23 protein-coding genes and 1 pseudogene are annotated in these 24,251 nt (G+C 52.3%); 13 read left to right on the top strand and 11 right to left on the bottom strand.

Features of this window, described 5'->3' with window-relative positions; genetic code table 11:
* Positions 1–9 precede the first annotated feature (9 nt).
* Positions 10–1,110, top strand: coding sequence for a spore germination protein (locus tag MKY59_RS27385; protein ID WP_339274759.1), 1,101 nt, complete (start codon positions 10–12; stop codon positions 1,108–1,110).
* On the top strand, positions 1,107–2,309 hold the full coding sequence (locus MKY59_RS27380) for a Ger(x)C family spore germination protein (RefSeq protein ID WP_339274757.1): 1,203 nt from the start codon (positions 1,107–1,109) through the stop codon (positions 2,307–2,309). The genes MKY59_RS27385 and MKY59_RS27380 overlap by 4 nt, the downstream gene beginning before the upstream one ends.
* 80 nt (positions 2,310–2,389) lie before the next feature.
* Here the strand turns inward: MKY59_RS27380 and MKY59_RS27375 are convergent, their stop codons facing one another.
* The 5 genes from MKY59_RS27375 to MKY59_RS27355 all read right to left on the bottom strand — a co-directional run bounded on the left by MKY59_RS27375 (position 2,390) and on the right by MKY59_RS27355 (position 8,701).
* Positions 2,390–4,789 carry an FtsX-like permease family protein gene (locus MKY59_RS27375; RefSeq protein ID WP_339274755.1) on the bottom strand — a complete coding sequence of 800 codons (2,400 nt, stop codon included), beginning with the start codon at positions 4,787–4,789 and terminating at the stop codon, positions 2,390–2,392.
* 2 nt (positions 4,790–4,791) lie between these two features.
* Positions 4,792–5,547, bottom strand: coding sequence for an ABC transporter ATP-binding protein (locus tag MKY59_RS27370; RefSeq protein WP_339278487.1), 756 nt, complete (start codon positions 5,545–5,547; stop codon positions 4,792–4,794).
* 95 nt (positions 5,548–5,642) lie between these two features.
* Positions 5,643–7,088 carry a HAMP domain-containing sensor histidine kinase gene (locus tag MKY59_RS27365; protein ID WP_339274753.1) on the bottom strand — a complete coding sequence of 482 codons (1,446 nt, stop codon included), beginning with the start codon at positions 7,086–7,088 and terminating at the stop codon, positions 5,643–5,645.
* 23 nt (positions 7,089–7,111) lie between these two features.
* A complete protein-coding gene (locus MKY59_RS27360; protein ID WP_339274752.1) occupies positions 7,112–7,810 on the bottom strand; it encodes a response regulator transcription factor in 699 nt (232 codons plus the stop codon).
* 87 nt (positions 7,811–7,897) lie between these two features.
* Positions 7,898–8,701 (bottom strand): AraC family transcriptional regulator, encoded by an 804-nt coding sequence (locus MKY59_RS27355; protein WP_236420441.1) that lies wholly within the window; start codon positions 8,699–8,701, stop codon positions 7,898–7,900.
* A gap of 143 nt (positions 8,702–8,844) precedes the next feature.
* On the opposite strand from MKY59_RS27355, the gene MKY59_RS27350 reads away from it, so the two are divergent.
* Together MKY59_RS27350 and MKY59_RS27345 are read left to right on the top strand one after the other, a co-directional pair.
* Entirely contained in the window at positions 8,845–9,621 is a 777-nt protein-coding gene (locus tag MKY59_RS27350; protein WP_236420442.1) for a sugar phosphate isomerase/epimerase, read from the top strand.
* A 28-nt stretch (positions 9,622–9,649) separates the two neighbouring features.
* Entirely contained in the window at positions 9,650–10,669 is a 1,020-nt protein-coding gene (locus MKY59_RS27345; RefSeq protein WP_236420443.1) for a Gfo/Idh/MocA family oxidoreductase, read from the top strand.
* Between the two features lie 223 nt (positions 10,670–10,892).
* Here the strand turns inward: MKY59_RS27345 and MKY59_RS27340 are convergent, their stop codons facing one another.
* Both MKY59_RS27340 and MKY59_RS27335 read right to left on the bottom strand, forming a co-directional pair.
* Entirely contained in the window at positions 10,893–11,840 is a 948-nt protein-coding gene (locus tag MKY59_RS27340; protein WP_339274750.1) for an aldo/keto reductase, read from the bottom strand.
* A gap of 16 nt (positions 11,841–11,856) precedes the next feature.
* On the bottom strand, positions 11,857–12,861 hold the full coding sequence (locus MKY59_RS27335) for a Gfo/Idh/MocA family oxidoreductase (protein WP_236420445.1): 1,005 nt from the start codon (positions 12,859–12,861) through the stop codon (positions 11,857–11,859).
* 118 nt (positions 12,862–12,979) lie between these two features.
* Here MKY59_RS27335 and MKY59_RS27330 point away from each other — a divergent pair, with 118 nt between their 5' ends.
* The 3 genes from MKY59_RS27330 (at position 12,980) to MKY59_RS27320 (ending at position 15,015) form a co-directional block, all read left to right on the top strand.
* The gene (locus tag MKY59_RS27330) at positions 12,980–13,816 is read left to right on the top strand and encodes an AraC family transcriptional regulator (protein ID WP_339274748.1); all 837 of its coding nucleotides are present in this window, start codon (positions 12,980–12,982) and stop codon (positions 13,814–13,816) included.
* Positions 13,817–13,922: 106 nt separating this feature from the next.
* Positions 13,923–14,348, top strand: coding sequence for an Rrf2 family transcriptional regulator (locus tag MKY59_RS27325; protein WP_236420447.1), 426 nt, complete (start codon positions 13,923–13,925; stop codon positions 14,346–14,348).
* Positions 14,349–14,565: 217 nt separating this feature from the next.
* Complete coding sequence (locus MKY59_RS27320; RefSeq protein ID WP_236420448.1) at positions 14,566–15,015, top strand: nuclear transport factor 2 family protein; 450 nt, start codon at positions 14,566–14,568, stop codon at positions 15,013–15,015.
* 141 nt (positions 15,016–15,156) lie between these two features.
* Here MKY59_RS27320 and MKY59_RS27315 read toward each other — a convergent pair whose 3' ends face one another.
* Positions 15,157–16,533: an MFS transporter gene (locus MKY59_RS27315; RefSeq protein WP_339274747.1), complete on the bottom strand. Its 1,377-nt coding sequence runs from the start codon at positions 16,531–16,533 to the stop codon at positions 15,157–15,159.
* A gap of 226 nt (positions 16,534–16,759) precedes the next feature.
* On the opposite strand from MKY59_RS27315, the gene MKY59_RS27310 reads away from it, so the two are divergent.
* The 5 genes from MKY59_RS27310 to MKY59_RS27290 all read left to right on the top strand — a co-directional run bounded on the left by MKY59_RS27310 (position 16,760) and on the right by MKY59_RS27290 (position 20,528).
* Positions 16,760–17,083 carry a transcriptional regulator gene (locus MKY59_RS27310; RefSeq protein ID WP_339274745.1) on the top strand — a complete coding sequence of 108 codons (324 nt, stop codon included), beginning with the start codon at positions 16,760–16,762 and terminating at the stop codon, positions 17,081–17,083.
* 144 nt (positions 17,084–17,227) lie between these two features.
* Positions 17,228–17,410, top strand: a complete 183-nt coding sequence (locus tag MKY59_RS27305; RefSeq protein WP_236420451.1) for a hypothetical protein — start codon at positions 17,228–17,230, stop codon at positions 17,408–17,410.
* Between the two features lie 162 nt (positions 17,411–17,572).
* The gene (locus tag MKY59_RS27300; RefSeq protein ID WP_339274743.1) at positions 17,573–18,490 is read left to right on the top strand and encodes a WYL domain-containing protein; all 918 of its coding nucleotides are present in this window, start codon (positions 17,573–17,575) and stop codon (positions 18,488–18,490) included.
* A 29-nt stretch (positions 18,491–18,519) separates the two neighbouring features.
* Positions 18,520–19,518, top strand: coding sequence for a BtrH N-terminal domain-containing protein (locus tag MKY59_RS27295; protein WP_236420453.1), 999 nt, complete (start codon positions 18,520–18,522; stop codon positions 19,516–19,518).
* Between the two features lie 11 nt (positions 19,519–19,529).
* The gene (locus MKY59_RS27290) at positions 19,530–20,528 is read left to right on the top strand and encodes a hypothetical protein (protein ID WP_339274742.1); all 999 of its coding nucleotides are present in this window, start codon (positions 19,530–19,532) and stop codon (positions 20,526–20,528) included.
* A 210-nt stretch (positions 20,529–20,738) separates the two neighbouring features.
* On the opposite strand, the pseudogene tnpB reads toward MKY59_RS27290, so the two are convergent.
* Positions 20,739–21,834 (bottom strand): annotated as a pseudogene (gene tnpB / locus MKY59_RS27285) (IS200/IS605 family element RNA-guided endonuclease TnpB); the annotation flags it as partial.
* 227 nt (positions 21,835–22,061) lie between these two features.
* On the opposite strand from tnpB, the gene MKY59_RS27280 reads away from it, so the two are divergent.
* On the top strand, positions 22,062–22,247 hold the full coding sequence (locus MKY59_RS27280) for an aspartyl-phosphate phosphatase Spo0E family protein (RefSeq protein ID WP_236420455.1): 186 nt from the start codon (positions 22,062–22,064) through the stop codon (positions 22,245–22,247).
* A gap of 71 nt (positions 22,248–22,318) precedes the next feature.
* Here the strand turns inward: MKY59_RS27280 and MKY59_RS27275 are convergent, their stop codons facing one another.
* Positions 22,319–23,197 (bottom strand): carbohydrate ABC transporter permease, encoded by an 879-nt coding sequence (locus tag MKY59_RS27275; RefSeq protein WP_236420456.1) that lies wholly within the window; start codon positions 23,195–23,197, stop codon positions 22,319–22,321.
* 12 nt (positions 23,198–23,209) lie between these two features.
* Positions 23,210–24,175, bottom strand: a complete 966-nt coding sequence (locus MKY59_RS27270; protein WP_339274740.1) for an ABC transporter permease subunit — start codon at positions 24,173–24,175, stop codon at positions 23,210–23,212.
* Positions 24,176–24,251 lie beyond the last annotated feature (76 nt).

The raw sequence follows: 24,251 nt of genomic DNA, 5'->3' as shown, positions 1-24,251 counted from the left end.
TGAGACAGAATGGACGGCTCCCAGCAAAAGATTAGTACGGCTCAGGCTGTCGTGGTCATCGTAAACTACATGCTTGGTGCGGGCATATTGACACTGCCCCGCACGACGAGCAAAGCAGTCGGGACACCCGACGTATGGATTTCGATCCTGTTGTCCGGCTTGGTCATCACGGGCGTCGGTCTCATTCTGGTCACCTTGTGCAAGAGATTTCCGGGAAAGACGGTCTTCGAATTCATGGGAGAAATAACCGGCACATGGATTGCCTTCATCTTGGGATTCGCGATGATTGTTTACTTTATCGTGATCTCCGCGTTCGAAATTCGCATCATGGCGGATGTGACGGGCATGTATTTGTTGGAAAGGACCCCTACCTGGGCCATGGTCATGGTATTTATGTGGATCGGTATTTATCTGATCACGGGAGGACTCCAGGTCATCATTCGGGTGCTCGAGATCATTTTGCCCCTGACGTTGGTGATTTTCGTCGTGCAAATTTTGCTGGGGATGCAGTTGTTTGAAATCAGCAATCTGCGTCCTGTGCTTGGCGAAGGAATCATGCCGGTCTTCAAGGGATTACAGCCCTCGCTCCTGTCATTTACAGGGTATGAAGCGATGTTTATTCTGACCGCGTACATGAAAAATCCAAAAACGAGCAATAGGGCGGTTGCTTGGGGAGTCAGCATTTCCACCATCATTTATTTGATTACGGTGGTTATGGTTGTAGGCAGTCTTTCGCTGGATGGCATCCAGACCCGAACGTGGCCGACTCTGGATTTGGTCCGAAGCTTTGAAATCAAGGGACTTGTTTTCGAACGTTTTGAATCCCTGCTTTTGGTTCTCTGGATTATGCAAATGTTCTCCACGTGTACCATTACGCATTATTGTGCTTCGATCGGCATTCGCGAGTTGTTTCGGTCCAAGAAGACCCATTTCATCATGTACCTGCTGCTTCCCGTCATTTATATCGCTGCGCTGATGCCGAAAAATTTGGATGAAACCTTTGCTTTAGGCGACATGCTGGGAACGATCTCGATAGCCCTGTTTGCCGTTCTGCCGCTGCTTCTTTTGCTTCTCAGCATGATTCGCAAGAAAGGAGGAAAACAGGCATGAATCAAGTGCGTTCCTTGTTGCGCATCATGGCTGCACTTGCTGCACTGCTGATTATATCGGGTTGCTGGAGCAGCAGGGAGATCGAGGAATTGAGCGTTTACGTGGGCCTCGGCCTCGACGTCGGCGAGGAGACGGCATTCGAAAAAAACATCGCTTCCCAAGGGGGCAACTACTCGAAGGAAAATAACGTGACAGCGACGGTCCAAATTGCGCCGGGATTTTCCAAACAACAACAGGGCGGAGGATCGGGCTCTCCTTCGTCCGGAAAAACATCGTATTCCAACGAACAGCTCAGCGGGGATTCGCTGCTGCAAATCTTTCGCCAATTTGCCCTTCGGCGGGATCGTCCGTTAATCGGGCATCATTTGAAGGTGATCGTCATATCCAAAGACGTTTTGAAAAAATACAGGATGGACCAACTGCTTGATTTCGTGCTGCGGGATAATGACATTCGGCCTAACACGCTGGTGATCATCAGCCATCGCAGCGCCAGGGAAGTGTTGACTTCCCAAGATCCTACCCGCATCCCTGCATTCTACCTGACCAACACAACCCGCAATGCCTATATGACGACGAAAATTATGGAACCGGTGACGCTCGCCATGGTGGATGCCAAAATGCAGGCCGGTTCCAGCTTTCTGCTGCAGAACGTGCTTTCCTACGATGGAGAGGACAAGTTTTCGGGGGCGAGCATTATCGATGGCAAAACGACCAAATTCATCGGAGAGCTTAGCCAAACCGACCTGGAAGGGTTAGCATGGATCACGGACAGATCCGGCGGGGGAGTGTTGAAAAGCTATAGAAAGAACGGCTTTACCATCGTTTACGAGATGAAAAAGAAAAAAACGAAGGTCATTCCGCATGTCCGCGGCAACGAAATTTCGTTTCATGTGGACGTGAAATCGGAAGGATGGATGATGGAAGATTGGACCGCGCCAGAGAAGGAAGAAAAGGGCAAGTACCTGAAGGAACTGGAAAAGGACTTTGCCGAATTGGCCGAACAGCAGATCAAACAGGTCCTGTACAAGATGCAGCATACCCATAAAGTGGATGTAGGCGATTTCGGGGAGAGCCTGCGCATTCATTATCCAAAGGTTTGGAAAAAGGTAAAAAAGGATTGGGACGAAGTTTTCAGCACAGTGCCCATTACGTATGACGTGAAAGTAAACATCACCAACCCGGGATCGTCGACGCAATAACGAATGAACGCATGAAGGCATGAAAGCAGGCTGATCTTCCAGATAAGAAGGACAGCCTGCTTTCATTTGCGTATAACTGTTCATTCAACGACCAGATCCCGTGGAGAGGCTTCCCTGATCACTCGTGAAGATGCCCACGATCCAAGCGCGGCAGCCGGTATGCTCAAGCTGGAAAACATCAGGATGCCGGATCCGTTCAAAATAAGGGGCAGATCGACAATGCCGTATCCTGAGAGGACCGTTTCAAGCAGAAACGGCAGCAAATATACGCCTACCGCTATTCCGAAAAGGGAACCGACCAACGCAACGCCCGCAGTTGCGGCGGCAATCGACAGGCGGAGCTGACGCGACGTCATGCCCAAGGATTTGTAGATGCCATACGTCCGCGATTCTTTGCGAATGTTGATTCGGCAAGTGCTGAAAATGATGATGAACGTAACGGCAAGGAACAGCATTCCGATCAGGCACATCGGATAGATCAGCACGTTGGCGGCCTCGGTATAGACGGAATCAAGCAGTACTTTCTGGGTGACTACCGAAACCGATCCCTGGAATGGCTCGTTCAACCGTTTGGCGACCGCAGCGGCATCTGTTTTGTCTCGGACTTGAATGAACGCGACGTCGGCATCGCTGTAATCCGGATCGACGGTTCGCATGGCCTCGGCCGTGATGCGCCCGGATATGGACATGTTGGCAATGGCCTGATACGTGCCGGTGATGATGAACGTACGTTTTTGGCCTTCGATATACAGCTCGATGAGGTCCCCTACATCTTTGTTTAACATGCGGCTAACCCCTACGCCGATCGAAATCTCATTTTTCCGCACAGGGTCATTGCCGTGCAGCGTTTCGAATCCAAGCTCCCGATAGTTTCCGTCCAGCACGCTGAGCGCCAGGCTAACCGAATCGTGCTGATTGGCATGATTCGGTTCGGGTACCGTAATTCCAGTGACATTCCCTTGCCACGCCACGTTCTCGATCTGTGCTTCCTCTTCCAAGGCCCGTTCCATTTCGGCGCGCGGAAAGGCGCCTTTGTCCACGATGACTGCCGCAATATCCGCCTGATCATAACCCCACTTGGCGGCAGTTTGATGAATCTCCGTGATGCTTGTCATTAACGCATACCCGAAGACCAGCACGGAGGAGGCCATGGTGGTAAGCAGCAGCAATAGAAGTGAACTTTTTCCGTATTTCATGATGTTTCGCATGCCGACCGCAGCGCCAACAGGTATCGTGGCAAAACTCATCCAGCGCGTCAGCGATAAATTCATTCTTCGCGCTGCGCGGGCATGGTCCGTTTCCGACATGCCGTACCGGATGGCCTGTACAGGCTGGATGCGGCCTGCTTTTGAGGCATATACGATGACGAACAGGATGACAAGCAGGAAAAGCAGCACGGCCAACATCAGTACCAAGCCTGTTCCCCGAATCGCCAAATCTTCATTGCCTGCACGAAGGGATGACGTGGAAATGCCGATGATGAACCTGGACATGATGAGGCTCAGCGCAGTTCCGGGAAGGATGGCAGCGAAAGCGAGCAGGGCGTATTGAATCGCATAAGTGCCGATGGTCGAAAGGGATGTGAAGCCGAGGGACTTCAAAATTCCGATCGTTCTATAGTTCGCCAGAATCGAATCCGAAATCGTGAACCCGATGGTCATCAGTGCAATAATCAACATGACAATGCCTAGAAAAATCATGATAAAACCGACGATTTGATGGATGATCAGATAAAAGGAAGCGATGCTCTCGAATTCCATCTTCGTTTCGAGGAAGGGGATTCCGTTTTCGTCGGCATAGCGATCCCAGTACCTTGGACTCGTCTCGTAGTCATCGAAATGGAGGCCTATCATGGAATAATCTTTGCCGCTTCCGGAGAATACGTTGCCGTAATCCGCTTCGTTCATCCAGATCCGGGCGGTATTGGTGAACGGGGCGCCATAAGGCACGTCAATCCGAATGCCGCTGACGACCAAATCGATGGTTGCTGCGTCTGCGTTAAAGCTGACAGTATCGCCTAAGGATATGTCGTATGCGTTCGACATGGAGGTTGGAATCCAGATCGTGCCCCGCGTGGGGGCATCAGAAGGCGTACCATTCGCAAAAATGGGTTTATCAACGGCCCAAGGCTGCTCCGGCGTATCGATCATATATAGGTATATGTTGGGGAATTGCTCACCATTGAAGGTGATTCCCGACAACGTCCGATATCTGAGCAGTGGAGAGACGTCGACGCCTTTTTGGGAGGTCCACCAGTCGTGGTCGGCCTGGGGATCGTTCAAGCCTTTTTCAAAGGTCAGCACCTGATGCGAGCCGTTGGTGCGGGCATGCATTTCTTCGAACTGGTTGCCCGTGTTGGCCAATACGATGAAAGCTGTGGATACAAGCAGGGTTGAGAGCAGGATGAGCAGGGCAATGAAAACATTTTGAAGCTTGCTTTTGCGCAGACGGGAGAAACTCAGTTTCAGCACGGCCAGCATGTCTATTCCCTCCCCGATACAAAAGCAAAAATGATGGATTCGCGCTCCGGAAGGCGCGTTCCGTCATATTTGTCGAATTCGAGGATGCCGCCGACCTTGCCGTCCTGGATAAAAATGAGCCGGTCCGCCCTGCATGCCGCCTTCATGTCATGCGTAACCATCACGACGGATTGACCTGCCTGGTTTATTTCCGTCAGAATGTCCAGTACGGCCTGACCATGCTCGAAATTCAGGCTGCCCGTCGGTTCGTCGGCAAAAACGACGTCCGGCGAATTGATCAGCGCCCGGGCGATGGCTGCCCTTTGCTGCTGCCCACCCGACGTTTCGGAAGGGAGACGGTTGCGCTGGCCGGCGATATCCATGCGATCCATAAGTTGATCGGCCTTGGCGCGGACTTCGCTTTTTTTTCGGCCCGCGATATAACCGGGCAGCGAAATGTTTTCCCGAATAGGCAGGTCCGGGACGAGATTGCTGCTTTGATAAATGTAGCCGATCCTGCGGGCACGAAACTCGGACATTTTGCGCTCGGAATACCTGTCGATCTGTTCGTCGCGGAAATGGACTTCTCCCGCCGTCACGCGGTCAAGGCCGCTGAGCAGATACAGCAGCGTGGATTTGCCGGAGCCGGAGTTGCCCATAATGACGGTAAAATCCCCTTCATAAATATCGAGATCGATGTTTCGGATCGCATGGAATTGTTCCGTCCCGGTGCCGTAGGTTCTGCAGAGATTGCGTGCCCGGATGAGGGGAACTTTCATTTCTTTGGACAAGCCGATCACTCCCGGTTCGTAAGTTATGCCTTCATTGTAGGCAGGGGATATTGAGAAAGACTTATCGAAATATGAATAAAGTATTACACGATGGGCAGGTCGATCCGAAAGCGGGTGCCTTTGCCCTCTTGGCTGGAGAAAGAGATGTGCCCGTCATGCGCCTCGATAATGTTTTTGCATATAGACAATCCCAGTCCCGTACCTTCATGAACGTGACCGGCTGCCGGCGATGCTTGCCCCTTGAAGTAACGTTCAAACACAAACGGCATGTCTTGGGGACGAATGCCTTTGCCGGTATCTTCGATCGCTATTATGAAACGCCCCGATTCGAGCTCTGTACTGATCCGCAGAGTGTCTCCGGCTTCCGTGTGTTTAAGCGCGTTTGCAACGATATTGGAGATGACCTGCTCCATCCTTGTCGGGTCCATGCGGATCAGCACGTTGGGAATGCGGGCAGGCCCCTCGTAGTGAAGGCCTTTCAAATGCACCATATGCCCGATGGGGGCGAGCATGGCTTCAAAGACCGGACGGCTGTAAGTCTCGCGTTTTTCCACGGAAATGTGGCCGAGCTCCTGAAGGGCATGCAGAAGCAAATCTTCGACGAGACTTGCCGTTTTATCCGCATTTGTACGCATGACTTGCATGTATTCCATAAGCGTGTCGTGATCAGGGCTTATGCCGTCCATAATGGCCTCGATATATGTTTTCAAGGTTGTAATGGGCGTGCGAAGGTCGTGGGATATATTCGTGATCAGTTCTTTTTGCGCTTGTTCTTGCCGGTTGCGCCGGTGGTGCAGGTGTTCAATTTCCGTGCGCATCAGGTCAAACATGGCATATAAATCACCGATTTCATCCGGGCGAGAATACCGGACTTGCTCGGCATAGTTCCCTTTCAGGATCGACTCCGCGTGCTGCCGCAGTTCCCTGATGGGGGAAATCAAGCGTTTCTTTACCTTTATTCTCATGATGATCAGCATCATGGCCAGCAAGAGGATGAATACGCCGCTGAGCATGAACGTATAAGGAATCGGTGCGGAATGGGCGGAAGAAAGCAACGATACAGGGACGGAAATTAAGGCATGGCCGACCTGACGGATCCCGGAGGGATCGTCCATTACGGGAAACGCAACGGTAAACGAATTTCCTTCGTTCGTTGGCAGGAGGGGAAAATCATCACTTTCTCCGTACAGCAGCGTTCGCAGATTGAGATGTTTGCCTTCCGCAGAGGGATTCGAATCCAGCAGGATTTCGCCATCCAGTGCAGCATAGGTCAACGTTATCCCGATTTCGCGGGCCAAGGAACGAAGCTTCTCCCGGAAGGCCGGATTTTTAAGCTGGTGCTGTCGGTTTTCCAATTCAAGCAGCAGTGGATTGGCAAGCAATCGAAGCTGCTTGACGTACGGTTCCGTCCCGCCTGCTTCGTTGAGCGAATTCGTTTTTAGCGCCAACGGCAGGCTGCATGCGGCGAGCAGCAATAAAGTAAGCAATGCGCCGATGAGCCATCGTTTGGACCAGGCGTTCAGAGACATGTGCTTTGACTCCAATCCGGGGTTTAATCCACGTTGAATTTATAGCCTACACCCCAGACGGTTTTCAGCAGTTGGGGGTGAGAGGGGTCTGTTTCGATTTTTTCCCTTAATCTTCGGATGTACACCGTAACTGTATTCTCGTCGCCATAGGAGGCATATCCCCAAACGGCATCGAGAATTTGGGCTTTGGAAAAGACCTGGTTTTTATGGCTTGCCAAAACATGAAGCACTTCGAATTCCTTCGCGGAAAGAGGAATCTCCAAGCCGTTCCGCGTGACCTGGTACGCTTTTTTGTCGATCGTTAAGTCGCCGAACCGAAGCACATGCCCTTCAGTTCGTTCGGCTATTAGGCGGTCATAGCGGCGGAAATGGGCATTGATCCGGGCCAGCAGCTCGCTTAGCGAGAACGGTTTGGTCATATAATCATCCGCGCCAAATCCAAGGCCGAGCACTTTGTCCGTATCGCTCCCACGCGCGCTGAGCATCAAAATGGGGATATTGTTCCTGCGCCGGATTTCACGGCATACCTCGATGCCATCCCGGTCGGGAAGCATGATATCCAAAATGATGTAATCCGGCTGCAGCAGCTCCATCATCTGCAGCCCTTCTTCCGCCGTGCCTGCGATGGCGGTCTCATATCGGTTTTTGTTCAGATAGTCCCTTACAATGCGGGCGATATCCTGCTCGTCTTCGATCATTAACACTTTTCGTGCATCATGCATGGTTTTCGCTCCAATTCATGGAAAATCTAATATTACTATACATGGGAATGCGAAGAGAGTCATAGAGAAATTGTTGCCCGTTTGTTGTTAAGGAAGGGAGGCCTGTTCCGTTTCCCTGTATTCCGCCGGGGAGATGCCGAAGTGTGCACGAAATACCCGGTGAAAATAGGAGTAACTCGCGAAGCCGCATGTTTCGGCGATGTGCTCCAGCGTCATTTCGCTGTATTTGATGCGTTCCAGCGCGGCGTTCAGCCGGATTTCGATCGCATACTGGATCATCGTTTTGCCGTATTGCTCCTTGAACAGCCGCACGGCGCGCGACAAGCTTAGCCCCGCGTAACGGGCGGCCTCTTCGAGCTTGAACGTAATGGTGGCATGCTCTTCGATGTACCGCTTCAGCTTGAGCGTGGCGGAAATTTTACGATCGGTTTGCAGGTTCTCCTTGATCGCCCGGTCAATGTACAGGCACAATCCCCGGAGCAGGGCATCTTTCAACTCTGCATCCTCCTCCAGCGGGCCGCGGCGTTTCTCCAGCAGCATGTTGCGCCACAGGCCAATCAGTTTGTCATCCAACCCGATTCGGTTGACCGGCGGGCGTTTGAGCCTTTTCCACCATTCGTCGATCCAGGCGCCTTCGCAGAACAGATAATAATCGCCGCTCGACAACCGCCCTTCTTTGTGAGGATCTTCCACGACCAAATGATAGTCGTCCCCGGGTTTGAGCAGCAGGAGATCCCCTCCCGACAATACGAACTCCTCATTCCGGGCGTATACCTTGCAAGAACCTTCTGTTTGCAAACGGAACAGGTAGGACTGCAAGCCGCCCCTCATATTATGGTTAAACGCTTTATAATGATAGGAGTAATCGCAGATCAATACGGCCGTCTCCAAAATAATCCAACCTTTCGCTTTAAAAAATGACCAGATAGTTCATGGTTTGACGATATTGTATATGTTCATTCTAGCCTGTTTTGAGGTAGGATGGTACCAGATAGAGCAATCCCAACAAATTGAATAGCAGAGGTGTACAGTTCATGAAAAAACTTAACATCGGTTTGCAATTGTTTACGCTCCGCAACGAGACAGCGGCAGATTTCCCTGGAACCCTGCGCAAAGTAGCCGAATTGGGCTATGAAGGCGTTGAATTCGCCGGTTACGGAGACATTCCGGCAGAGGAAATGAAAGCGCTTCTCGATGAGCTTGGCTTGAAAGGGTTCAGCAGCCACGTATCGCTGCATGCCATGCGCGAAAATTTGCAAAAAGAAATCGACTACCTCAAAACGATTGGCGCAAAATATATGATCTGCCCTTACTTGATGCCTGAAGATCGCCCGGAGACGGCGGAAGGCTGGAGCAAACTGTTTGCCGAACTGCAGCAATATGGTGCGGAAGCAGCCAAACAGGGACTGATCTTCGGATATCATAACCATGACTTCGAATTCCACGGCCAGGTCGGCAGCGAAAACGCATTCGACGCGATGTTCGCCGAGACTGCGCCAGAGGCCGTACAAGTGGAAATGGACGTATGCTGGGTACAGTTTGCGGGACAAAATCCGATCGAGTATATTCAGAAATATGCGGGCCGTCTGCCGCTGCTTCACCTTAAGGATTTCAGCAAAGACGAACAAGGCCAGATGAAAACGCTCGAGCTTGGACAAGGCGTTGTCGACCTGAAGGGAGTTATCGAAGCGTCTACGAATGCAGGCGTGGAGTGGCTGATCGTGGAACAGGACGTATGTCAGAATCCACCTCTTGAAAGCGTGACCAACAGCTACAACTGGCTGAAGCAAAACTATTTGAACCAATTCTAATCCATTGCCAAAAGGAGACTTCAAACATATGAGCAAAATCAAGGTTGCCGTATTTGGTTGCGGCGCGATCGCCCAACGCAGACACATTCCGGAGTATGCTGCCAACGAAAACGTGGAGCTTGTCGCTTTTGCCGATCCGATCGTGGAGCGTGCGGAAGAAATGGCCAAAACGTATGGTGGAACGGCCTATTCCAGTTACGAAGAATTGCTTGCCAAAGAAAACGTGGATGCAGTGAGCGTATGCACGCCGAACTACCTGCACGCCCCGATGACGATTGCCGCCGCGAACGCCGGCAAACACGTATTGGTTGAAAAGCCGATGGCCAGCACAGCCGAAGAAGCGGAGCAAATGATCGCGGCAGCAAAGAAAAACAACGTATACCTGATGGTTGGACACAACCAACGCCTCATGCCTCCTCACGTGAAAGCCAAAGAAATTTTGGATTCCGGCAAGCTGGGCAGAGTGCTGAACTTCCGTACGTCGTTCGGTCACCCGGGACCGGAAGCGTGGAGCGTGGACGGTGCGGGAAGCTGGTTCTTCCGTCAAGAAGAAGCCATTATGGGCGCCATGGGCGATCTGGGCGTGCACAAATCGGATTTCATCCGTTATTTGCTGGGTGATGAAGTCGCTGAAGTGGCTGGATTCATCAGCACGTTGGACAAAAAGGATACCAAAGTCGACGACAACGCTACATGCATCGTACGCATGAAGAGCGGTGCCATCGGCACGCTGGTAGCCAGCTGGACGCAATACAGAGCCGGCGACAACAGCACTGTGCTGTGGTGCGAGAACGGCGTGATGAAGATCGGTACGGTTGACGGCGACGAAGTTATCGTTGAATTGACGAACGGTACGGTAGAAACGTACAAAGTCGGTGCCATGGCGACGAACGAGAAGCAAGTACCGAGCGGCGTCATCGACGCTTTCGTGGAATCGATCGTTACGCAAACACCGCCTTCGATCTCCGGAGAAGAAGGACTGGCTTCGCTGAAGGTCATTCTGGCCGCATTCGAATCCGAGAAAACAGGCCAAATCGTTAAGCTGTAAGACGGAATTATCCAGATCGCTTATATATGTTCTCTTGAGGGTACCTCCAGCGTTTCTCTGGCTGGTGCCCTCTTTATGTTCTTTCTCACTAAAGACGCTTATACAGGGATGTGGGTAAACGGCTGAAAAGGAAGACGGCCCACCTGCTTGAAAGCATGGTAGACCGTGGTAATATGGCGGTTGATACGGTTGATATGGATTGCTTCGCCCTTCCAGAACCGGATTAAACGCCAGGTTTGACATCGCTCGCAAGATCAAGCCAGGCGATTTCATCCGCTGACAGGGTCAAGCGGGAGCCTTCATCACAGGACAGCAGCTCTTCGCGATTCTGCGCACCGATCAGCGCACAGGTCGGGAAGGACTGGTTCAATACATAAGCCAGCGCAATCTGAATCGCCGTCGTATGCTTTGTCTCGGCCAATTCTCCGGCACGGCGCAGCCTTTCCCAGTTCCCATCGCTGTAGAATACGCGCACGAGGTCGGCATTGTCGCGGACTTCGGGCGTGAAGCGGCCAGTAAAGAATCCCCGTGCTTGCGAAGACCAGGAGAGCAGCGGAAGCTGCGTCCGTTCATGCCACGCCAGCGTTTCGGCGTCTGCCGATACGCAGCCGGCCCAGAATGGTTCATTGGCTTTGGCGAGGCTCAGGTTGGGACTGCTGAAGGTGAAGCCCTTCAATCCATGGGAGGCGGCATATTCATTCGCTTCTTCAAGCCGCTGCCACGTCCAGTTGGAAGCGCCGATAGCACCGATTTTTCCGCTTCCCACATGCTCGTTAAGCGCTTCCAGAATGGCGCCGACCGGCATGTTTGGGTCGTCTCTGTGCAGGGCATACAACTCGACGTGATCCGTCTGGAGCCTCTCCAGGCTTGTCAGCAGATCGCTGCGGATCGCCTCGGCATTTACGCGAGGGCCTTGGCTGTCGTGATGGGCTCCTTTGGTGAGGATAACAATTTGGTCGCGGTTTCCCTTATCCTGCATGTAGCGGCCCAGCACTTCCTCGCTCTGTCCGCCGCAGTAGATATGAGCCGTATCCACAGTATTTCCGCCGATCGCGAGAAAGGCATCCATGTTGGCAGAAGCCTTTTCGTAGGCATCGTGAACAAAATAATCGGAACCTTTGATCAACCTGGAGATGCGTTTATCCGTACCTGCAATGTTAATGTATTCCATGAGCGTTCAGTCCTCCTTAAAGTGTGATTCGTTGACGCTGCTCTGCCGAGCGAAGGCAGGCATCGAGCACTCTCATGTTGGCTACGGCATCCGACGGCGCAAAACGCAGCCGCTTGCCTTGCAGCACGGCCCTTGCCATGTCGTCCCCTTGCAGGGAATAATGGTTGACCTTCGGCACCTCGATTTCCGTGCGTTCACCGTCTTTCGTGACGTAAAAATTGGAGGTGTTGTCCAGACGGCTGATATAAGCGGATGGTACTTCAATGATCCCGTCCGAACCGAGCACTTCAAGCGTATTGCGGAAGGCGGCCCACATGCTGCTGTCGAACGTTACGCCGACATTGTCGCCAAATTCCATCAGACCGGAAGCCATCATATCGACGTGATCATGTTCCGGGGAGAACAGGCCGACGACCGTTACCGCGGTGGGTTCTTTTCCCAGCAATAGCCGTGCCGCGCTGATGGAATAACAGCCGATGTCATACAACGCGCCGCCACCCCATTCTTTGCGGAAACGAACGTTGCCGGACGAACCGGAATTGTTGAACGAAAAGGTGCTGTGAATGCCGCGGATCGTACCGATCTCGCCGCTTTCGATGATGCTGCGAATTTGATCGTATCGCGGATGGTGGCGATACATGAAGGCTTCGGCCAAATGTACGCCGGCTTGTTCGCAAGCTTGAACCATTTCGCTTGCTTCCTGTTCGTTTAGTGCCAATGGTTTCTCGCACAAAATATGTTTGCCCGCTTCTGCGGCGCGAATCGTCCACTCCCGGTGCAGATGGTTGGGAAGCGGGATATATACGGCATCGATGGAATCATCCGCCAGCAGCGCTTCGTAGCTGCCATAGGCTTGCGGAATTCCGAGGCGATCGGCAGTTTCCTTGGCTTTCTCTTCGTCCCGGCTGGCAATGGCGGCGACTTCATTCAATTCGGATTGCTGCAGGCCGGGAATGACGGAGCCTACGGCGATATTGGCGGCGCCAAGAATGCCCCAGCGTAATTTGCGATTGGAATTCATCGTGGGTATCCTCCTTTGGATAAATGTATATTGTGATTATATGAAATAGATGATTGAATGAAAATGATAATATATTGAGATTTGTTAACACGATATTGTTGGTTAGGGGGATAACGTCATGATGAGACAAACCGTGTTGCTGACGCTGCAGGATATTCCGTATTTCTGTTATCCCGAGTCGGTGGGACATTACACGGAACATCCTCAGCACAGCGTTCTGCGCGAGATAGGAGCGCTGGGCAACTTCAATATTCACTATGTGGCCAGCGGCAAAGGATACGTGGAGGAAGACGGCGTCGTCCATGAGCTCAGGGCAGGCCAGGCAGTGCTCTATTTTCCGCAGCAGCGCCAGCATTACTACAGCAGCGAGGACGATCCTTGGGATGTGCGCTGGCTGCATTTCTATGGCGAACGGCTTCATGATTACATGATCGAGAGGGGCTTGCATCGCAACCGATTGTGGACCTTGCGGCAGCGGGATTCATGGGAGGAAGCACACTTGGCATTGCTCGCGGAGGCGGAGGAGAACCGGATGCTGCGCCCGGCGCAGCTGTCCACGTTGACGTATGCCGTGCTGGCTGAATTCATCCAGCATGCGGTACCGCTTAAAAGCATGCGTACGGGCAATCCGGAAGGCCGTATTCTTGCACTGCTGCCAAGAATGCAGCAGGAGGCTTGCCAGCCGTTCCTTCTGCAGGATTGGGCGGATCTGGCGGGCGTGAGCACGTATTATTTCTGCAAGCTGTTCAAAAGCGCCGTTGAAATGACGCCGATGGAATTCATCACGCGGTCCCGTCTGCAAATGGCGAAACAGTGGTTGTTGGAACGACCTACCGCCAATATCGGACAGATTGCCGAGGAGGCCGGTTATCCGAATGCGAGTTATTTCAATCGCCAATTCATGGCACATGAAGGCATGACACCGACGGAGTACCGGGGATTGTACCATAATTAGTCTTTATTTCGGGTTATGCAGCCAGGATAGGGAACAGAGGCGTTTGACAGCATGTTTGATCAGGACTATTATGGATGCATAAAGTCCGTAACAATGAGGTGGTCTCATGAAATATTCCAAAGCAACGAACTATGCCCTGCATACGATCCTCCATCTCGTGGCGACGGAGCCGGAGGAATTGATCAGCGTCCATCAGCTTGCAGAGCTGCAAAAGGTATCGCCAACCTACTTGTCCAAAATTTTGACCAAGCTGGTCAAAGCAGGCATGATCGAGTCGACCTCGGGGGCCAACGGGGGGTATCGCCTCAGCCGGAGGAACCCGGACCCGTCCTTTCTCGACATTATTCAAGCGATCGAAGGACAGGCATCCCTGTTCGAATGCTCTCAGGACCATAACGAGAACTGTCTGATTCAGCAGGTGATGGTTCGCGCCGAAGAGCAGATGGAAAGTTATTTGGGCAATCGCAAAATGTCCGAAATCGCCTCTCAGATGAAAGACTGGAAAGCGGGCTCCCAAGGGACAATGCATTGAATCCAATACAATCGGCATATGTCATAATGAAAAATCCTTTTCGTCCTCTGTAGGAAAGGATTTTTTGTGCTTTACGAAATGTGGACAACGCTTCTCAGATTGACAGGGAGGAAAGAGAATACGACATTGTACCCATGACAAGCAGGGTGGTACAATAAGGAGGGGCAATTTTAAATACATATTCCAACAAATATCTACATCGCTGGAGGGACAACACATGAGCCAATCAACCATCACGGGACTGGAACAACTGCTTGCACTGGAAAATATACGCAACACCAAGGCGCGTTATTGCCGACTGATTGATACCAAGCAGTGGGATGCACTGGGTGAAGTGTTCGCTCCGGACGCCGTGGCCGATTTCAGCACGGAAGGCAATCCGATCCCGTTGTTGACGGGTCGCGAAACGATCGTGCAGGTATTTAAGGATCTGGTTGATCCGGCTGTTACCGTGCATCACGTGCACGGCGCGGAAGTGGAATTCATCTCCGACACGGAGGCAAAAGTCATCTCGCCTATGGAGGATCTGGTGACGTTCCCTGAAGGAAACGAGAACAAATCGTTTCACGGATACGGACATTATCATGAAACATACGTGAACATCGACGGACAATGGGTCATCAAGTACACCAGCTTGAAACGCCTTCGTTTCGATCTGGTCGAATAGGATTGAATAAGACAAAGCAAAAAACACCCCATGCGTGAAACACGCTTGGGGTATTCGTGTTAGGGAAAAGGCGCCGCGTTTCCCAACTTTGCATCCGAGCAATGCCGGGACTGTGCGACGGCAATGTACAGTTCATTGAGTTTAAGCTTTGGATGCTGCTGTTTTGCGGTTCTGCATCTGCAGATAAGCCCATGAGAAGACGACGGCGCCCAAAGCGATGATTGTCATGCCCCAGAAAATCCAGGCGTACGCGGAGGACAACGAAAGCTGCTGCATGGCCGTCAGTGCCACGCCGGTCACAGCGACGCTGAAGGCTCCGCTGAAGAACTGGCTCAATTGGAACAGACCCATGCCTGCTCCGACCTCATCTTGCGTGAGGCTGTTGGACAGCTCGTTGGACACGCTCGTGGTCAAGGCGGAGAAGCCGACACTAAGCAGCACGTAAACGGCCATGATCGCGTAGAGACTGCTGCCGGCGAAAAGGGCAAAAAGTCCGGCGGCGGCCAGCAACAGCCATGGCGCGAATTTGAGCAGCAGCGTGTTGCCGTGGCGATCGATCATACGTCCGATCCGGTTGGACATCAGCATGGACACCAGGGCACCCGGGAAAATAACCAGGCCCGATTGGGCAGGCGTCAATTCATACAGATGTGCCAGAACCTGCGGCAGCAGGAATAACGTCGCAAAGTTGTTGATGTAGGACACGATGCCGAGCGAGCTGAGCATCATGTATTTTTTGTTTTTGAACAGCGTTGGCTGCACGAACGGGTCTGCTGCCCGGCGAATGCGGATCCAGAACAGGACCAGCGAAGCAGCACCGATCACGATCGTGATCCAGCTGCGGGTGGTGAGGAACAACAGAATGCCTGTCGTTCCGATCGCCAGCAGCAAGGCGCCCCATACGTCAAAAGAACCTTTTTGCGGCATTTCGCCCGGCAACAGCCGGAAAAATACCGGAATCAAAACAAGGGTCAAGCCAGTAACGATGAACAGGTCATGCCAACCGAGGAACTCGGTGATGCTGCCTCCGATGACGGGGCCAAGCCCGAGGCCAAGCGAACTGGCTGACATGATGACGGCCATCGATTTGCCGCGGCGGTCGCTGGGGATGTAACGCGTAATCAATACGATGGCCAGCCCGGGAACGGATGCGGCGCCCGCAGCCTGAATCAGCCGTGCGCAGAGCAGGACAACGAAATGATCGCTGAAAAAGCCAAGGATCGATGCACCGCCAAGCAGGGTCAGGCCGATCGTAAAGAGCGTGCGGATTGGCACGAAGTCGGACAGGCGCGAAAACGTAATGGACGAAATGGCAAACACGATGGAATACCCGGTAACGATCCAGGATGAGGCGACGGACGACAGACGGAAATCAACCGAAATCCGGGGCAAGGCTAGATTGAACATCATCGTGTTCATCACGACGAGCACAACCGTGAAGCCCAGCAGCCCTACGATTAACCCTTCCTGAATCCCGACGGGCCTTCCTGCCGATGTTGCATTTGCGGTATTGCTCATAAGTAACCTCCTGATCCATAAATAGTTGAATATTAAATAATGCAAAATAATGAACGTTTCAGAAACGGGATGTAATGTTTGCAAAAACGTGCAATCGCAATGAAACCGATTCTGGCAATCAGGGAAAGCTTCATCGATTTAAGTTCGATTGGTATCGAACATTAGAAATATATCATGGAATTGTGCTAAAATACAATGGATCTCATGTAAAAAAGGAGACCTTTGCATGAAAATTTTACATCATCCACAGGCTGAAGATATTGAATTGTCCACGGTCCTGCACGCACTGAGCGATCCTGTGAGGCTTGGCATCGTCGTTGAAGCGTCACGCATCGGGGAACAGCCATGCAGCTATTTCCAGGCGCCTGTTGTGAAATCGACGCTGTCGCACCATATGCGGACACTGCGTGAAGCGGGGGTCATTCGGGTTCGCGTTCAAGGGACGCAGCATTTCATTACACTGCGATCCGAGGATTTGGAGGCGCGTTTTCCCGGGCTGCTGCAGCCTTTGCTGCGGGCGGCGGCCGAGTCGGTGGAAAAGCAATCTTGAACGATGTCCTTTCTTCAGCCGAAGAAGGGCATTTTTTTATGCGTCAGCCAGTGTTTCACGCCGACTGCTGCGACATTCTATGTCGTACCATGGCCTTTATAATAACGGTGAACGACAAACCAATTTAGAAAAGGGGCACCAGCATTGGCAAAAACGAAAAGAGGACGCGTATTGTGGAACCTTCCTTCCAGGGGAAGGGGAACATGTCCCGTGTGCGGAAGCACGCGCATCAAACTGTTGTACACGCAGACGAAGACGGATGGAACGAGCCTGAAAGTCTGCAAAAAATGCTCAAAGGCCGCGCAGTCCAGAGTCGATCAGGCTTAACGATGACCGGATGCAGGGAGTAGGGGGAAAGAAACCATCTATGCGTACAACCAAGGTCATTGCATGGTTTCTGCAGCGCTGGGAAAGGCAGCAAAGCACGCTGTTTTCCTTACCGTCTGAAGACTATAATAGAACACATCAATGACCAGGGAGGGAAGAACCATGAGCAACATGCACCGAATTCACTGGTTCGACGAACAGATTCGGAGCGGCCGTTATCCAAACAGCAGCCTGCTTGCCCGGGAATTCGAAATTTCCAGGCGTCAGGCTCAACGCGACATTGAATATATGGCAGCCACCCTCCGTGCCCCCTTGGTCTACATGGCGAAATACCGGGGGTACTGTTACGAGGATCAAACTTATCGGTTACCCCAGTTATATATGACGGAAGAAGAACAGCGTGTCCTGAAATATTTGGCGCATCGATACCGCCACTACGATTATGATCGCTCTGATGCGGTGAAGCGCGTAGCCCATTTGTTGGAGCGTTTTACCGAAGAGGATTCGGAAAGTGAGGGCATCCAGGAGGCGTTCCCTTCATTTTCGGCCGCTCCAAGGCAGTTGCAATATAGGGAGCTGTTATCACATGCGATCAAAGAATCCCGCGTAGTGCACATGCACTACCAGGATCATGAGGGAGAGCGCCAATTTCCGTTTTGCCCGCTTGGATTTGTTTCAAGGTTTAATGCGGACTATGTGGCGGGTTACGAAACGGATCCACTTCAAAACATGCTGCTGCGACTGGAAGGGGTGCGCCGCATCCGATTATCTGATGAACGATTTGTCTGCGATGCAGCAGCGAATCAGTCCATCTGGGAAAGGCCGCTGCCCGTCCGCAAACCGTTCCTGGCTGAAATCCTTCTGCTCGAAATCTGCGACGCGGATATGTGGATGGGATACCGTATTCGGGAACGAAAGGATCGGGTTCATACCATTGAATTTTATGATGCCGATACATTCGAAGAGCATCTGTTCACAAGCGAATGGGAAGAACTGCTTGCCCCAAAATGGCTCAGGCAGCGGCTTCAGAACCATATTGCACGTATGGCGGCCAGATTGGACAGGACGAACGGAAGTTGAATCCGTAGTGAAAGTGAGGGGAGCTCGCATTGGCAGATGTTATATTACAAGGCCTGAGCATGAAGCGGGAATCCAAATCCTACACGGACAGTTTGCATGCCGTATTGACCCATGCGGAATTGTTCCGTGGGCCAAAGTATGCATTATCTGGTTATACAGGCATGGCATTCAAGTTATCCATCCATGAACGACTGCTGCCGATGTCTGTGACGGCATATGGCCAGTGGGGCGATTCCCATAAGCCAGGCATGGATAATTTGGGCATATTTACGGTGTGGGACGCCGGGCGAACAAGGCATTCCACTTTTGAACATTATCAACAAGATGCGGTGAATTGGGTTAGAAAGAGCTTGGACGAGGGGAAAGGCATCATTTATTGGATTCCCGAATTCGGAGTGATTTACGGGTATGACGATACGGATCGCGTATTCTACGTGCAGGATGGGTGGAGCGAAGAGTCCCAGGTCGTGTTGTACGATAACTTTGGACTGAATCCTACGGGGTTCTGGTACTGCCAAATCTTCGGTGATCGGGTTCAGATTGCCGAAGATCAACAGATACTTGAATCGTTGAGGCTGGCGATTGAGGACTGGGATACACCTTATCGTCTGCTGCCGGATAAGACGATTGCTTCTGGCAGGAAGGCGTACGAAGTCTGGAGTAAAGCATTGCTTGGCGGAGAATACGATGAGGCGGGCGCGGCCTATATTCTAGATTCTTACTGCCATTCCCGGATGGAAATTCAGCATTATTTGCGTGACGCACGGCCTGTTTGCAACGGGTTGGACGAAGCGCTTGCGTGTTACGAGCAGCTTGAGGAGCAGATGTCCGAAATGAAGAGCTGCCTCTCTCGCGAACAACAGACCAAGAGCATACCACGGGAGATGGCCCACCATCTCGCGCATTTGCTTCCGCAGGCGCAAGAGCTTGAAGAACGGGCCGTATGCATTTTCCGTCAGATCTCTGCGCGCCACCCGGACCGCAAACGTTCTACCGTACCGCGTTGGGGCACGCATTCGGCAAGATAGGAGGAAGGACCATGGGCAAAAGAAAGCTTGACCTGCCTCCCGTCATACGGGATGGCCCGGAATCGCAAACGAGGGGAACGTACTCGGCTGAATTGCATCGACTCTTAGTCCATCGAGGGTGGACATCGTTTCCACGACATATGATCGCCGGCATGACGGCGAGCGCCTTTCGGCTTGTCACGGATCGGCGTATGAGCGTGGAATCGACCACGGCGTACAACTGGATGGCAGAACAATTCGTCGCGGCAGACTTGATCGGAATTACGGCAAGCCAGTCGGCCGGATTTACGTTCGAGCCTACGTTCCCGCTTTATCGCGCACAGGCTCTGCTCGATATCAAGGCATCGATTGATCGCGGCACGGGGGCGATTCTATGGCACAATCCTTTCGTGATCGTAACCGGATACGACGATGAAGAGCAAACATTGTGGATCTGCGACAGCGACGGGGATGAATACCGCGGTTTGCCTTATGACGCATTCGGGGAGAACGGCACGCCGTACTGGTACTATCAGGTGCTCGAATCCCGAGAAACGGTGGATATGTGGGAGGTGTGCAAGGAATCGCTCATTCAGGCCGTGTTCAAATGGGAGGTGCATGATCCGATGCTGCCCCCGGAAGACTACTTCTGCGGTTCCGCGGCTTATGCCGCCATGGTGGAGGCGCTGGAAACGGGGAATTACGCACCGGAAGAGGCTGCTCTGACGTTGCGTTATTATGCCGGGTCGCGGCAGGATATGGCCAGATATGCCGCCGAACTGGAGCATCTGTCGGAACGGATGCCTTATGTCATTCAGGAATATGAACGGCTGGCCACTATTCATTCGGAAATCGAGGAGGCCATGAAAGACTCGACGGCGGCTTGGCAGGATAAGAATAAATCTCTCGTTCGAAAGGTCAGCGTATTACTCCGAAGAGCAGCGGAGACCGAACAAAAAGCGGTTGATGCAATCCGGGAGGCGTTTGCAGAGACGATCGGCAACCGTTTCGGCGATATCGGACTCAGGTAAGCGAAAGCGATGGCAGCATGTCCTGCTGCAAACAGGTTGGGAAATACCGTTAAAGGCGCAAAGCTCTGACGGTATTTTTTTTTGCATTTTCCATTTGAACACTCCCACCACTTAGCCTTTGCTTGAAGTGGGGGATTCTTGGGTAATCGAACCTCTTGGTTCGAAGTGGACCAAGCGATCCCTGTGGTCCCCACAGTTCTCGGCCGCTATGACGATCGATATGGCAACATCCTTAATGTTTCGGGCTGCATTGACATCCCGATCATGGAGGGTCTCGCAGGAGGGACACACCCATTGCCGTACCGAAAGATCTTTCACTTCTCGGTGCAGCGCTCCGCATACATGGCAGGTTTGACTTGTCGGAGCAAACGTATTCGCAATCTTGAGGGTGCGCCCATACCATTCCGCTTTATACGTGAGCTGCCTTCTAAACTCACTCCAGGACGCATCGGCAATCGATTTGGCCAGCTTGTGATTCTTGAGCATGTTAGACACCTTTAAGTCCGAGGGTACTGATCGTTTGGTTTTCACGAATCAGCTTGGTGGACAGCTTGTGCAAAAAGTCATGGCGGATATTCACCATTCTCTCGTGGATCAGGGCGATCTTCCGTTTGGCTTTTTGCCAATTGAATCCGTCTTTCGTACGCCGGGCCAGCCTCCGCTGCCAGCTTGCCAACTTCTTTTCATACCGGCTCCAGGCTTTCGGATGAGTATCCCGCATCCCCTCGGAGGATACCGCACACGTTTTAAGTCCCAGATCGATCCCTACCGACTTATCGTTATGCGGTAAGGGCTCCATCTCGACTTCACAGACGAGCGAAACAAAATACTTACCTGCGGCATTTCGCCGTACCGTCGCCGAAAGAATGCGTCCTTCACAGGGACGAGAGTTTGCAAACCGCAGCCACCCCAGCTTGGGTAGCTTCAGCTTCCTCCCATTCACAGCGATATTTCCATTCGTATATCGGGTGGTGTAGCTTTGCACCGGATGTTTACGGGTTTTGAAACGCGGAGCCTGCGTCTGCTTCTTGAAAAAACGATCAAAGCTATCGGCTACATGCCGAACAGCCGATTGTAGGGCAATACTATCCGTTGTTTTCATCCAAGGATGTTCTTGCTTTAGATCTGGAAGCTGCGTGGCACAAGCATGGTACGACAAGCCCTTACCCGTGGCGGCAAACGTATCCTTCCATTGTCCCAGAAAATAGTTGAACACAAAACGACAACATCCAAACATCTGATGGATTAGCTGCTGCTGTGTACGATTGGGGTAGATCCGATACTTGTATGCTTTATGGAAGAGCATGCCATACACCTCCGTTCCTTGCAGTTGTTATAGCACATATGTTCGGTTTCGAATAGAAAAAAATGGCGATTCATCCCCCACCAAAACTGACGCTTTTGAGGAGGGAGTCTTCTCGCTTTCAATGATAAATTTAATTTTGGGGTAATTATTGGCCCTCTTTGTTCCGAATATTATATTAGATGGTCTTTTTTGGATGAAATATCGGAATGTCAACAGGGGGCGGGAGTATGGTGAAGAATCCGGAAACCATTCAGGAATGCATTGAAAAAGCGAGACGGAAGCTGCATCAGATCGCCAGCGCCCATGCCGAATTATGGCATCCGGATGTCATTCGCCAGTCGATGCTTCTGGATGAGTTGATCAATGAATACAACGAGATGATGTACCGAAAAAAGGCATCCCGCAGCAAGTGAACCGGGCAACTGCCTGCACTTTCCGGGGGTGCCTTGGTTTTGCCATGAGGCTGATTTAGGCGAATAAGGTCTTACTCTTTGACCGCTCCGAGAACGATCCCTTTCACGAAGAAACGCTGCAGGAACGGATAAACGAGCAGGATCGGCAGCGCACCAATGAAGATCTGGGCAGCATTGACCGTTCGTTGTGACATGTTCTGAAGCTGGGTGGCGTCCACATTCATATTGGAAAAGTCCTGCTGCACGATAATGGTTTGCATCAACGTGGCGAGCGGATATTTGGACGCATCGTTCATATAGATCAGTCCGTCGAACCAGGAATTCCACTGTCCCACCATCGTGAACAGCGAGATCGTGGCGATGGCCGGCATGGATACCGGCAAGTAAACGCGAAACAGGGTAGTAATATGGTTGGCTCCGTCGATAAACGCAGCTTCCTCCAGTTCCTTCGGCACGTTGCGAAAAAAGTTCATCATGAGAATCAGATTCCATACCGCGACCGCTCCGGGCAGAATAAGTGCCCATAGCGTGTTCGTCAGCCCCAGCTTCTGAATCAGAATGTAGGAAGGAATGAGTCCGCCGCTGAACAGCATCGTGAAGATGAAAAACCATGCGTACAGCGAGCGGCCCTTGAAATGCAGGCTTTCTTTGGACAACGGGTAGGCGGTCAGGATGACCAGCACCATGCTGAGCAGTGTGCCGAGCACGGTCCGCTGAACCGAAATCCAGAGCGCATTCAGGAAGTTGCTGTTGCCGAACGTTTTGGCATAGGCATCGACCGTGAAGTCGATGGGCCAGAACGTGACCAGGTTGGCGGATGCCGCCGCTTTGCCGCTGAAGGACACCGCCAGAATATGGATGAGCGGCAGCACGCACAGGAGCGAGAGCACCGCGATGAAGAACAAGTTGAATCCGTTGAAGATACGGTAGCCGGTCGTTTTGTGGTACACCTTGATTCCTCCTTAGAAAATGCGGTAATTGGCGATTTTGTAAGCCATCCGGTAGGCCGTAATGATCAGGAACATCGCCACGAAGGATTTAAATAATCCGACGGCGGTCGCAAAGCTCATCTTCCCGCTCAAAATCCCCATACGGTACACGAACGTATCGATAATGTCCCCTTTTTCATAGACCAGCGGGTTGTACAGATTGAAAATCTGGTCGAAGCCTGCATTCAGGATGTTGCCCAGCGACAGTGTACCTACTACGATAATCATTGGAACCAGCGCAGGCAGCGTAATGTGCAGCGTCTGCTTGAGCCTCGAAGCCCCATCCACCTCGGAAGCCTCGTAAAGCGCGGGATTGATGCCCGCCAGTGCAGCGAGGAATACAATCGTCCCGAATCCGAACTCTTTCCACACATCACTGATCACCACCGTTACGCGGAACCAGTCGCCGTCGCCCAGAAAAAAGATCGGTTCGATGCCGGCCGCCGCCAGCACCCGGTTCACAAGTCCGCCTTCGGGGGACAGCATGTCGAGCAAGATACCGCCCAACACGACCCAAGACAGGAAGTGCGGCAGGTATACGAGCGTTTGCGAGAAACGTTTAAACGCGGAATGGCGGACTTCGTTCAGCAAAATCGCGAAGACGACCGGAGCGACCAGTCCGGCCACGATTTTCATCGAAGCGATCAGCACGGTGTTCCAGATGACCTGCACGCTGTCGGGATATTCGAACATGAAACGGAAGTTTTCCCAGCCGACCCACTTGGACCCGGTCAAGCCGAGCCAAGGTTTGAAATCCTGGAAAGCGATCACGATGCCGCCCATGGGGACATAGGCGAACAGCAAAGTAAGCAATACGGCAGGCAGCAGCATCAGGTGCAGCGGCCAGGTCCGTTTCCAATTCCAGCGGGTGCGCTTGCGCGGATGCCCGTTTATCCGGCTTGCCGGAGCAGGGCTTGTTATCGGTTGTTCCATAGCCATCAGGTCCCTCCTTTGATCGTCCAGCCGTGCCAGAAATCAAGGCAGAATCGCCTCTGCACGGGTGGAGCAACTGAAT

The sequence above is a fragment of the Paenibacillus sp. FSL W8-0426 genome (assembly GCF_037969725.1).
Lineage (GTDB): Bacteria > Bacillota > Bacilli > Paenibacillales > Paenibacillaceae > Paenibacillus > Paenibacillus hubeiensis.
This window is presented reverse-complemented; position numbering and strand designations above follow the sequence as displayed.

What these genes read in the sequence shown, in the direction of transcription:
- MKY59_RS27340 (WP_339274750.1), bottom strand. Translation starts at nt 11,840, where the DNA reads ATGGAATACATTAACATTGCAGGTACGGATAAACGCATCTCCAGGTTG.
- MKY59_RS27300 (WP_339274743.1), top strand. Translation starts at nt 17,573, where the DNA reads ATGAGCAACATGCACCGAATTCACTGGTTCGACGAACAGATTCGGAGC.
- MKY59_RS27360 (WP_339274752.1), bottom strand. Translation starts at nt 7,810, where the DNA reads ATGCATGATGCACGAAAAGTGTTAATGATCGAAGACGAGCAGGATATC.
- MKY59_RS27345 (WP_236420443.1), top strand. Translation starts at nt 9,650, where the DNA reads ATGAGCAAAATCAAGGTTGCCGTATTTGGTTGCGGCGCGATCGCCCAA.
- MKY59_RS27350 (WP_236420442.1), top strand. Translation starts at nt 8,845, where the DNA reads ATGAAAAAACTTAACATCGGTTTGCAATTGTTTACGCTCCGCAACGAG.
- MKY59_RS27315 (WP_339274747.1), bottom strand. Translation starts at nt 16,533, where the DNA reads ATGAGCAATACCGCAAATGCAACATCGGCAGGAAGGCCCGTCGGGATT.
- MKY59_RS27325 (WP_236420447.1), top strand. Translation starts at nt 13,923, where the DNA reads ATGAAATATTCCAAAGCAACGAACTATGCCCTGCATACGATCCTCCAT.
- MKY59_RS27270 (WP_339274740.1), bottom strand. Translation starts at nt 24,175, where the DNA reads ATGGCTATGGAACAACCGATAACAAGCCCTGCTCCGGCAAGCCGGATA.
- MKY59_RS27335 (WP_236420445.1), bottom strand. Translation starts at nt 12,861, where the DNA reads ATGAATTCCAATCGCAAATTACGCTGGGGCATTCTTGGCGCCGCCAAT.
- MKY59_RS27330 (WP_339274748.1), top strand. Translation starts at nt 12,980, where the DNA reads ATGATGAGACAAACCGTGTTGCTGACGCTGCAGGATATTCCGTATTTC.
- MKY59_RS27385 (WP_339274759.1), top strand. Translation starts at nt 10, where the DNA reads ATGGACGGCTCCCAGCAAAAGATTAGTACGGCTCAGGCTGTCGTGGTC.
- MKY59_RS27375 (WP_339274755.1), bottom strand. Translation starts at nt 4,789, where the DNA reads ATGCTGGCCGTGCTGAAACTGAGTTTCTCCCGTCTGCGCAAAAGCAAG.
- MKY59_RS27310 (WP_339274745.1), top strand. Translation starts at nt 16,760, where the DNA reads ATGAAAATTTTACATCATCCACAGGCTGAAGATATTGAATTGTCCACG.
- MKY59_RS27280 (WP_236420455.1), top strand. Translation starts at nt 22,062, where the DNA reads ATGGTGAAGAATCCGGAAACCATTCAGGAATGCATTGAAAAAGCGAGA.
- MKY59_RS27380 (WP_339274757.1), top strand. Translation starts at nt 1,107, where the DNA reads ATGAATCAAGTGCGTTCCTTGTTGCGCATCATGGCTGCACTTGCTGCA.
- MKY59_RS27320 (WP_236420448.1), top strand. Translation starts at nt 14,566, where the DNA reads ATGAGCCAATCAACCATCACGGGACTGGAACAACTGCTTGCACTGGAA.
- MKY59_RS27290 (WP_339274742.1), top strand. Translation starts at nt 19,530, where the DNA reads ATGGGCAAAAGAAAGCTTGACCTGCCTCCCGTCATACGGGATGGCCCG.
- MKY59_RS27370 (WP_339278487.1), bottom strand. Translation starts at nt 5,547, where the DNA reads ATGAAAGTTCCCCTCATCCGGGCACGCAATCTCTGCAGAACCTACGGC.
- MKY59_RS27365 (WP_339274753.1), bottom strand. Translation starts at nt 7,088, where the DNA reads ATGTCTCTGAACGCCTGGTCCAAACGATGGCTCATCGGCGCATTGCTT.